The sequence below is a fragment of the Mycobacterium sp. SP-6446 genome (assembly GCF_001954045.1).
In the GTDB taxonomy this organism is placed as follows: Bacteria; Actinomycetota; Actinomycetes; order Mycobacteriales; family Mycobacteriaceae; genus Mycobacterium.
Genome location: NZ_MBEM01000129.1, coordinates 1 through 9,940, shown reverse-complemented (window position 1 = coordinate 9,940; position 9,940 = coordinate 1). Strand labels below are relative to the sequence as shown.

Below are 9,940 nucleotides of genomic sequence, written 5' to 3'. Positions count from 1 at the left end.
CGCGGTCGAGGCCGAGGCCGCCACCATCGTGGCGATGCGGATGGCCGGGGCCACCGACAAGGCGCTGCGCGGGGACGAAAGGGAGGCGCTGTTGCGCCGCATCGGCTTGGCGGCCAGCAAGTACTGGGTGTGCAAGCGCGCCACCCCGCACGCCGCCGAGGCGCTGGAATGCCTGGGCGGCAACGGCTACGTCGAGGACTCGGGCATGCCGCGCCTGTTCCGTGAGGCCCCGCTGATGGGCATCTGGGAGGGCTCGGGCAATGTCAGCGCGCTGGACACGTTGCGCGCCATGGCAACTCGCCCCGAGTGCGTCGAGGTGCTGTTCGCCGAACTCGACGAGAGCACCGGCCAGGATCCGCGACTGGGCCGCCATGTCGAGGGGCTGCGGCAAGACCTCACCGACGTGGACACAATCGGTTACCGCGCCCGCAAGGTGGCCGAGGACATCTCGCTGGCGCTGCAGGGTTCGCTGCTGGTGCGCCACGGCCATCCGGCCGTCGCCGAGGCTTTCCTGGCCACCCGGCTGGGCGGCCAGTGGGGTGGGGCATACGGCACCATGCCGACCGGCCTGGACCTCGCGCCCATCCTCGAGCGTGCTCTAGTAAAGGGATGACTCACGCCATCAGGCCCGTCGACTTCGACAACCTGAAGACGATGACCTACGAGGTCACCGACCGGGTTGCCCGCATCACCTTCGACCGGCCCGAGAAGGGCAACGCGATCGTCGCCGACACCCCGCTGGAGCTCTCGGCGTTGGTGGAGCGTGCCGACCTTGACCCGAACGTGCATGTCATCCTGGTGTCCGGTCGGGGCGAGGGTTTCTGCGCGGGCTTCGATCTGTCCGCCTATGCGGACCGGACCGGTTCGGCCGGCGGAACGGGCGCGTATGCGGGCACGGTGCTCGACGGCAAGACGCAGGCGGTCAACCACCTGCCGGATCAGCCGTGGGACCCGATGATCGACTACCAGATGATGAGCCGCTTCGTGCGCGGCTTCGCCAGCCTGATGCATGCCGACAAGCCCACGGTGGTCAAGATCCACGGCTACTGCGTGGCCGGCGGCACCGACATCGCGCTGCACGCCGACCAGGTGATCGCCGCAGCCGACGCCAAGATCGGCTACCCGCCAACCCGGGTGTGGGGCGTCCCGGCGGCGGGCCTCTGGGCGCACCGGCTCGGTGACCAGCGCGCCAAACGCCTTCTGCTGACCGGTGATTGCATCACCGGAGCGCAAGCCGCCGAATGGGGCCTGGCCGTCGAGGCGCCCGACGCGAAAGACCTCGACGAGCGCACCGAGCGCCTGGTGGAGCGGATCGCCGCGGTGCCGATCAACCAGCTGATCATGGTCAAGCTCGCGCTGAATTCCGCTCTGCTGCAACAGGGTGTGGCCACCAGCAGGATGGTCAGCACCGTGTTCGACGGCGTTGCCCGGCACACGCCGGAGGGGCACGCCTTCGTCGCCGATGCGGTCAAGCATGGCTTCCGGGACGCCGTCAAGCATCGCGACGAGCCCTTCGGGGACTACGGCCGCCGGGCGTCACAGGTGTAGCCATGCCCAACATGACGGCGCGCTCGGTGGTGCTCAGTGTGCTGCTCGGCGCCCACCCCGCCTGGGCCACCGCCAGCGAATTGATCAGGCTGACAAACGATTTCGGCATCAAGGAGGCGACGTTGCGGGTCGCCCTGACCCGCATGGTCGGCGCCGGCGACCTGATCCGCTCCGCCGACGGCTACCGGCTGTCGGATCGCCTGCTGGCCCGCCAGCGCCGGCAGGACGATGCCATCGATCCACGGGTCCGGGCCTGGCGCGGCGACTGGGTCCTCCTGATCGTGACGAGCGTGGGCAACGACGCGCGTACCAGGGCGGCCCTACGAACCGCCATGCACAGCAAGCGCTTTGGCGAACTGCGCGAGGGCGTGTGGATGCGGCCGGACAACCTGGAGCTGGACCTGGATCGCAAACTCGAAGCCCAGGTGCGGACCCTGACGGCGCGCGACGACGCCCCCGCTGAGCTCGCCGGGCGGCTGTGGGATCTGCCCGCGTGGGCGCAGACCGGGCACCGACTGCTCGACGAGATGGCCGCCGCGCCGGACGTTCCCGCCCGCTTTATGGTGGCCGCGGCGACGGTGCGACACCTGCTCACCGACCCGGTGCTGCCCGACGAATTGCTACCGCCCGACTGGCCGGGTGCCCGGCTGCGCGCGGCGTACCACGACTTCGCTGCCGAGCTTCTCAAGCGGCGCGAACCGACCCAACTCCAGGAGGCGACGTGAGTGACCCGGTGCGAGTGGAGCGCAATGGCCCGGTGACGACAGTGATCATCAACCGGCCGCAGGCGCGCAACGCCGTCAATGGTCCGACGGCCGCGGCGCTGTACGCGGCTTTCGAACAATTCGACCGTGACGATTCGGCGTCGGTGGCCGTGCTGTGGGGCGACGGCGGAACCTTTTGCGCGGGAGCCGATTTGAAGTCCTTCGGCACGGCGGATGCCAACGCGGTGCACCGGACCGGTCCCGGGCCGATGGGCCCGTCGCGAATGGTTCTCTCCAAGCCGGTGATCGCCGCGGTGAGCGGCTACGCCGTCGCCGGGGGGCTGGAGTTGGCGTTGTGGTGCGACATGCGGGTGGCCGAGGAGGACGCCGTATTCGGCGTCTTTTGCCGCCGCTGGGGCGTGCCGCTGATCGACGGCGGCACCGTGCGGCTACCGCGGCTGATCGGGCACAGCCGGGCGATGGACATGATCCTCACCGGCCGCGGTGTCAAAGCCGACGAAGCACTCGCGATGGGATTGGCGAATCGGGTTGTGCCCAAAGGCCGGGCCCGGCAGGCGGCCGAGGACTTGGCGGCCGAATTGGCCGCCCTGCCGCAGCAGTGCCTGCGCTCGGATCGGTTGTCGGCGCTGAATCAGTGGGGACTGCCGGAATCCGCGGCGCTGGATGGCGAATTCGCCAGCATTTCCCGGGTCGCCGCGGAGGCGCTGGAGGGGGCGGGCCGATTCGCCGGGGGAGCGGGCCGACACGGCACGCCAGCGAATTAAACACGCCGTCAACGGCTTTCGGTTAGCCGCCCTTGTTGATGGTGTTGCCGGAGCCGTGGTTGGAGACCTTTGGATCACCGTCTTTGTAGGTGATGGTGTTGTCCGTTCCCAGCACCGTAAGTTTGGTGTTGATCTTGTCGATCGTGATCTTGTTGTTGGCGCCGCCGATGTCGACCTTCTCGCAGGTGCCGGTCACGGTCAGGGTGTTGTTCGAACCGAGCACGTTCAGTGATTTACCGCTGGCGCAGTCGAGCGTGGCCGTGGTTCCCATCGATCCGTAGTTCAGCGTGTTGCCGATCTCGACCGATGCGGTGGTGCTCGCGCCGCTCGTGCTTGTGGTCGCGGCCCCGGCGCTTGTCGTCGTGGTCGCGCTGCTCGCGGTCGTCGTGGCGGATCCGCCGGGCGGGTTGGCCGTCGAACTGCAGCCGGCCAGCACCAGGGCCGCGAGCGCGGGCGCCAGCGCGAGGGCGGCCAGGCCGCGTGGGTGCTCAATGTTCAGGGCTGCACGCATCATTCGTCGATTCCCCTTGTCTCAGGCGGGCACCTGCTGGAGCCGGTTGGTCATGCCCAATTCGCGGCCGCGATCCCACAGTATCGGCGCACCGTTGTGGTAGAAGACCGTCTGGTTGTAGCCGTACACGGTGATGTCGTGCGTCACCGAGTCGGCGATGACGGTGTTGCCCGAGCCCATCACCGTCACGGCCCAGCAGTTGCCCATCGCGTTGACGGTGTTATCGGTGCCGTTGACGATCAGGGTGGCGTCGTTGCAGTCCAGCGTCTGCTCGACGCCCTGGCCGATGACGTGGGTGTCGCCGTTCTTGGCGTGGGCCGGGGTTACCCCGACGGTCAGTGAAACGATGACACAGGTTGCAAGCGACCCGGCGACGGTTGTCCACCTCACTGCCGGCCCCCTTCGCTTCGGCTGGTATTCGCTGGACTGAGCGTACGTGCATTTGGCTGCTCGATGGCAGACTTTTTTCTCTCACATCGCCGCGGCGCCGCCCCGGCCGGGCCGGGTCCGTTTCCCGCCTGCGTCAACTAGAGTCATTAGTTGACCTCCAACCGTTCAGTGAAATCGAGGTGCGGTCGCCATGACAGCTCAGCCGGAACAACCGTCAGCCGGCGGGCGACAACGCGCCGGGAGGTCCGCCTCCCGCCCGGCCAAGCTGAGCCGCGACGGCATCGTCGACGGCGCGCTGACCTTCCTGGACCGGGAAGGCTGGGACTCGCTGACCATCAACGCGCTCGCGACGCAGCTCGGGACCAAGGGGCCATCGCTGTACAACCACGTGGACAGCCTGGAGGACCTGCGGCGCGCGGTGCGGATCCGGGTCATCGACGACATCATCACGATGCTGAACCGCGTCGGCGAGGGGCGGGCCCGCGACGACGCGGTGCTGGTCATGGCCGGTGCCTACCGCAGCTACGCCCACCACCATCCGGGGCGCTACTCGGCGTTCACCCGGATGCCGCTGGGCGGTGACGACCCCGAGTACACCGCCGCCACCCGCAACGCGGCCGCGCCCGTGATCGCGGTGCTGTCCTCCTACGGACTGGACGGGGAGGAGGCGTTCTACGCGGCGCTCGAATTCTGGTCCGCGCTGCACGGCTTCGTGTTGCTGGAAATGACGGGTGTGATGGACGACATCGACACGGATGCGCTGTTCTCCGACATGGTGCTGCGCCTCGCGACGGGCCTGGAAAGGCGGACGGCGCACAAGGGCGCGAACCCGACCTAAGCCACTTTGACCTGCACGACCAGCGGCGGGTATTGTGGTTGCTCGTGCCTGGCGGCTTACGGCGCCTGACGTAAGGAAGTGGATGCCGGGCGAATTCGCATGTCCACGATGCAACGGATGAATCCGGTGCTGAGCGCATGCGACACCACCCGAGCTAGCAAGACGCCGAACACAGAAAGCCGGTAGATGCCAACCATTCAGCAGCTGGTCCGCAAGGGTCGTCGGGACAAGATCGGCAAGGTCAAGACCGCGGCTCTGAAGGGCAGCCCGCAGCGCCGTGGCGTATGCACCCGCGTGTACACCACCACCCCGAAGAAGCCGAACTCGGCGCTTCGCAAGGTCGCGCGCGTGAAGCTGACCAGCCAGGTCGAGGTCACCGCCTACATCCCCGGTGAGGGCCACAACCTGCAGGAGCACTCGATGGTGCTGGTGCGTGGTGGCCGAGTCAAGGACCTGCCCGGTGTGCGGTACAAGATCATCCGCGGTTCGCTCGACACCCAGGGTGTCAAGAACCGCAAGCAGGCTCGCAGCCGTTACGGCGCCAAGAAGGAGAAGAGCTAATGCCGCGCAAGGGGCCCGCGCCCAAGCGTCCGCTGGTCAACGACCCTGTCTACGGATCGCAGCTGGTCACCCAGCTGGTCAACAAAGTTCTGCTCAAGGGGAAGAAATCGCTGGCCGAGCGCATTGTTTATGGAGCGCTCGAGAACGCCCGGGAAAAGACCGGCACCGATCCTGTAATCACCCTCAAGCGCGCTCTCGACAACGTCAAGCCCGCCCTGGAGGTGCGCAGCCGCCGCGTCGGTGGTGCGACCTACCAGGTGCCCGTCGAGGTGCGTCCGGACCGGTCCACCACACTGGCGCTGCGCTGGCTTGTCAGCTTCTCTCGGCAGCGCCGGGAGAAGACCATGATCGAGCGGCTGGCAAACGAGATCCTGGACGCCAGCAACGGCCTCGGGGCCTCCGTCAAGCGGCGTGAGGACACCCACAAGATGGCCGAGGCAAACCGCGCCTTCGCGCACTATCGCTGGTAGGGGCCGGAACGGCGCCAACCGGCAGTGCGGCCGGCCGGGCGCAAACCGACAGCGAATTAACTAAGCAACTTAGAAAGAGTGGGAAGACTTCTGTGGCACAGAAGGACGTGCTGACCGACCTGAGCAAGGTCCGCAACTTCGGCATCATGGCGCACATCGATGCCGGCAAGACGACAACCACCGAGCGGATCCTGTACTACACCGGCATCAACTACAAGATCGGTGAGGTCCATGACGGCGCAGCCACCATGGACTGGATGGAACAGGAGCAGGAACGCGGAATCACCATCACCTCCGCGGCCACGACGACGTTCTGGAAAGACAACCAGCTCAACATCATCGACACCCCGGGACACGTCGACTTCACCGTCGAGGTGGAGCGCAACCTGCGCGTGCTCGACGGGGCCGTTGCCGTGTTCGACGGCAAGGAGGGCGTCGAGCCGCAGTCCGAGCAGGTCTGGCGGCAGGCCGACAAGTACGACGTCCCCCGCATCTGCTTCGTCAACAAGATGGACAAGATCGGCGCGGACTTCTATTTCTCGGTTCGCACGATGGAGGAGCGCCTCGGCGCCAACGCGGTGCCGATCCAGCTGCCGATCGGCTCGGAGGGCGACTTCGAGGGCATCGTCGACCTGGTCGAGATGAACGCCAAGGTGTGGCGCGGTGAAACGAAGCTCGGCGAGACCTACGACACCGTCGAGATCCCGGCCGACCTCGCCGAAACGGCCGAGGAATACCGGACGAAGCTGCTCGAGGTCGTCGCGGAGACCGACGAGGAGCTGCTGGAGAAGTACGTCGGCGGCGAGGAGATCACGGTCGAGGAGATCAAGGCCGCGATTCGCAAGCTGACCATCGCATCGGAGATCTATCCGGTGCTGTGCGGCAGCGCGTTCAAGAACAAGGGCGTGCAGCCCATGCTCGACGCAGTCGTGGACTACCTGCCGTCGCCCCTGGACGTGCCGCCGGCCGTCGGGCACGCGCCGGGCAAGGAGGACGAGGAGGTCGTGCGCAACGCGACCACCGACGAGCCGTTCTCCGCGCTGGCGTTCAAGATCGCCACGCACCCGTTCTTCGGCAAGCTGACCTACATCCGCGTGTACTCGGGCACCGTCGAGTCCGGCAGCCAGGTCATCAACGCCACCAAGGGCAAGAAGGAACGGCTGGGCAAGCTGTTCCAGATGCACTCCAACAAGGAGAACCCGGTCGAGCGCGCTTCCGCGGGTCACATCTACGCGGTGATCGGCCTCAAGGACACCACCACCGGTGACACCCTGAGCGACCCGAACCAGCAGGTCGTGCTGGAGTCGATGACGTTCCCCGCCCCGGTGATCGAGGTGGCCATCGAGCCCAAGACCAAGAGCGACCAGGAGAAACTGTCCCTGTCGATCCAGAAGCTCGCCGAAGAGGACCCGACGTTCAAGGTGCACCTCGATTCCGAGACCGGCCAGACCGTGATCGGCGGCATGGGCGAGCTGCACCTGGACATCCTGGTGGACCGGATGCGCCGCGAATTCAAGGTCGAGGCCAACGTCGGCAAGCCGCAGGTGGCCTACAAGGAGACCATCAAGCGGGTCGTGCAGAACGTCGAGTTCACCCACAAGAAGCAGACGGGTGGCTCGGGCCAGTTCGCGAAGGTCATCATCAACCTCGAGCCGTTCACCGGCGAAGACGGCGCGACCTACGAGTTCCAGAACAAGGTCACCGGTGGCCGCATCCCGCGCGAGTACATCCCGTCGGTGGACGCCGGCGCGCAGGACGCCATGCAGTACGGCGTGCTGGCCGGCTACCCGCTGGTGAACCTGAAGGTCACCCTGCTCGACGGCGCGTACCACGAGGTGGACTCCTCGGAGATGGCGTTCAAGATCGCGGGGTCGCAGGTACTGAAAAAGGCTGCGGCGCAAGCCCAGCCGGTGATCCTGGAGCCGATCATGGCGGTCGAAGTGACCACACCCGAGGACTACATGGGTGACGTGATCGGCGACCTGAACTCCCGCCGTGGCCAGATCCAGGCCATGGAGGAGCGGGCCGGTGCGCGCGTCGTTCGGGCACACGTGCCGCTGTCCGAGATGTTCGGCTACGTCGGCGACCTGAGGTCCAAGACGCAAGGCCGGGCGAACTACTCCATGGTGTTCGACAGCTACGCCGAAGTCCCGGCGCAGGTGTCGAAGGAGATCATTGCGAAGGCGACGGGCGAGTAGACAAAACGCTACGAGTAAGCTGACGCGGTCACCGCGGCACAACGGAAAACATCAACACTGCTTAATAAGCACCAAACAAGTCGGAGGACACAAAAGTGGCGAAGGCGAAGTTCCAGCGGACCAAGCCCCACGTCAACATCGGGACCATCGGTCACGTTGACCACGGCAAGACCACCCTGACCGCGGCTATCACCAAGGTCCTGCATGACAAGTTTCCGGACCTGAACGAGTCGAAGGCGTTCGATCAGATCGACAACGCTCCCGAGGAGCGTCAGCGCGGTATCACGATCAACATCGCGCACGTCGAGTACCAGACCGACAAGCGCCACTACGCGCACGTCGACGCCCCTGGTCACGCCGACTACATCAAGAACATGATCACCGGCGCCGCCCAGATGGACGGCGCGATCCTGGTGGTGGCCGCGACGGACGGCCCGATGCCGCAGACCCGCGAGCACGTGCTGTTGGCCCGCCAGGTCGGCGTGCCGTACATCCTGGTGGCCCTGAACAAGGCCGACGCCGTGGATGACGAGGAGCTGCTCGAGCTCGTCGAGATGGAGGTCCGCGAACTGCTGGCCGCCCAGGAGTTCGACGAGGAGGCCCCGGTGATCCGGGTCTCGGCGCTCAAGGCGCTCGAGGGCGACGCCAAGTGGGTCGAGTCCGTCGAGGAGCTGATGGCCGCGGTGGACGAGTCGATCCCGGACCCGGTCCGCGAGACCGACAAGCCGTTCCTGATGCCCGTCGAGGACGTCTTCACGATCACCGGCCGCGGCACCGTGGTCACCGGTCGTGTCGAGCGCGGCGTGATCAACGTGAACGAGGAAGTCGAGATCGTCGGCATCCGTCCGGAGACCACCAAGACCACGGTCACCGGCGTGGAGATGTTCCGCAAGCTGCTCGACCAGGGCCAGGCCGGCGACAACGTCGGGCTGCTGCTGCGTGGTATCAAGCGCGAGGACGTCGAGCGCGGACAGGTCGTGACCAAGCCCGGCACCACCACGCCGCACACCGAGTTCGAGGGCCAGGTCTACATCCTGTCCAAGGACGAGGGCGGCCGGCACACGCCGTTCTTCAACAACTACCGTCCGCAGTTCTACTTCCGCACCACCGACGTGACCGGTGTGGTGACGCTGCCGGAGGGCACCGAGATGGTGATGCCCGGTGACAACACCAACATCACGGTGAAGCTGATCCAGCCCGTCGCCATGGACGAGGGCCTGCGATTCGCGATCCGCGAGGGTGGCCGCACCGTCGGCGCCGGCCGGGTCGTCAAGATCATCAAGTAAGTCTCTTCCGCAAAGCCCGGATTGCCGCTCTCGGCAGTCCGGGCTTTGTGCGTTCCGGCCAGGGACGAAGCTGGCCAAAAAGTCGCAAAAAGCCCGGGTGCGGGCCTACGATTTGGTTTGTCCAGTCTGCGGTTGGCGGCCGGGTGCTTACTTGACCGCCGTGGCCTGGTCGGAGGGTGTAGATGTCGTACGTAAAGGCGACGCCCGCATACGTGGCGGCGGCGGCATCCGACCTGGCCAGCATCGGCTCCACGATCGGCTCAGCAAACGCCGCGGCGGCGGGACCGACGTCCAGCGTGCTGCCGCCCGGCGCCGACGAGGTGTCGGCGAGCATCGCCGCATTGTTCGACACGCACTCCCAGATCTACCAGCAGCTCAGCGCCCAGGCGGCGCTGTTCCATCAGCAGTTCGTGCAGTTGATGGGTTCCAGTGGCGCCGAGTACGCCGCCACCGAGGCCGCGAACGCGGGGCCCCTGCAGGCCGCCGGGCAAAGTGTGCTGGGAACCGCGGGCTCGGCGGGTTCGATGGTCGCCGGGGTGCCGGCGGTGGCGACGGCCGGGCTGACGGGCGCACCGGCAGCCGCGGCACCGGCGGCAAACCTGGCGGCGGCTGTGTCGCCGGCGCGGGGGGGCCCGGCGGCGCCCCCAGC

12 protein-coding genes are annotated in these 9,940 nt (G+C 66.8%); 10 read left to right on the top strand and 2 right to left on the bottom strand.

The window, feature by feature from the left end; translation table 11 throughout:
* The 4 genes from A5736_RS10985 to A5736_RS10970 form a co-directional block, all read left to right on the top strand.
* Positions 1-613, top strand: a 613-nt coding sequence (locus A5736_RS10985; RefSeq protein ID WP_256386096.1) for an acyl-CoA dehydrogenase family protein, incomplete at its 5' end; no start/stop codon positions are given.
* Positions 610-1,548: a crotonase/enoyl-CoA hydratase family protein gene (locus tag A5736_RS10980; protein WP_076246166.1), complete on the top strand. Its 939-nt coding sequence runs from the start codon at positions 610-612 to the stop codon at positions 1,546-1,548. The genes A5736_RS10985 and A5736_RS10980, both read left to right, overlap by 4 nt.
* 2 nt (positions 1,549-1,550) lie before the next feature.
* On the top strand, positions 1,551-2,273 hold the full coding sequence (locus A5736_RS10975) for a PaaX family transcriptional regulator C-terminal domain-containing protein (RefSeq protein ID WP_076246164.1): 723 nt from the start codon (positions 1,551-1,553) through the stop codon (positions 2,271-2,273).
* Positions 2,270-3,037, top strand: a complete 768-nt coding sequence (locus A5736_RS10970) for a crotonase/enoyl-CoA hydratase family protein (protein ID WP_076126170.1) — start codon at positions 2,270-2,272, stop codon at positions 3,035-3,037. The genes A5736_RS10975 and A5736_RS10970 overlap by 4 nt, the downstream gene beginning before the upstream one ends.
* Positions 3,038-3,059: 22 nt before the next feature.
* On the opposite strand, the gene A5736_RS10965 is transcribed toward A5736_RS10970, so the two are convergent.
* Together A5736_RS10965 and A5736_RS10960 are read right to left on the bottom strand one after the other, a co-directional pair.
* Positions 3,060-3,548, bottom strand: coding sequence for a DUF3060 domain-containing protein (locus A5736_RS10965; protein ID WP_076126498.1), 489 nt, complete (start codon positions 3,546-3,548; stop codon positions 3,060-3,062).
* A gap of 21 nt (positions 3,549-3,569) precedes the next feature.
* Positions 3,570-3,938 (bottom strand): DUF3060 domain-containing protein, encoded by a 369-nt coding sequence (locus A5736_RS10960; RefSeq protein ID WP_076246163.1) that lies wholly within the window; start codon positions 3,936-3,938, stop codon positions 3,570-3,572.
* A gap of 190 nt (positions 3,939-4,128) precedes the next feature.
* Here A5736_RS10960 and A5736_RS10955 point away from each other — a divergent pair, with 190 nt between their 5' ends.
* The 6 genes from A5736_RS10955 to A5736_RS27075 all read left to right on the top strand — a co-directional run.
* Positions 4,129-4,776: a TetR/AcrR family transcriptional regulator gene (locus tag A5736_RS10955; protein WP_076126173.1), complete on the top strand. Its 648-nt coding sequence runs from the start codon at positions 4,129-4,131 to the stop codon at positions 4,774-4,776.
* A gap of 186 nt (positions 4,777-4,962) precedes the next feature.
* Complete coding sequence (rpsL, locus tag A5736_RS10950) at positions 4,963-5,337, top strand: 30S ribosomal protein S12 (protein ID WP_003879423.1); 375 nt, start codon at positions 4,963-4,965, stop codon at positions 5,335-5,337.
* On the top strand, positions 5,337-5,807 hold the full coding sequence (rpsG, locus tag A5736_RS10945; RefSeq protein ID WP_066907284.1) for a 30S ribosomal protein S7: 471 nt from the start codon (positions 5,337-5,339) through the stop codon (positions 5,805-5,807). The genes rpsL and rpsG overlap by 1 nt, the downstream gene beginning before the upstream one ends.
* Positions 5,808-5,899: 92 nt before the next feature.
* Positions 5,900-8,005: an elongation factor G gene (gene fusA, locus A5736_RS10940; protein ID WP_076126176.1), complete on the top strand. Its 2,106-nt coding sequence runs from the start codon at positions 5,900-5,902 to the stop codon at positions 8,003-8,005.
* Positions 8,006-8,100: 95 nt separating this feature from the next.
* Positions 8,101-9,291 carry an elongation factor Tu gene (gene tuf / locus A5736_RS10935; protein ID WP_076061470.1) on the top strand — a complete coding sequence of 397 codons (1,191 nt, stop codon included), beginning with the start codon at positions 8,101-8,103 and terminating at the stop codon, positions 9,289-9,291.
* 182 nt (positions 9,292-9,473) lie between these two features.
* A partial coding sequence (locus A5736_RS27075) for a PE family protein (RefSeq protein WP_139333255.1) occupies positions 9,474-9,940 on the top strand: 467 nt, incomplete at its 3' end.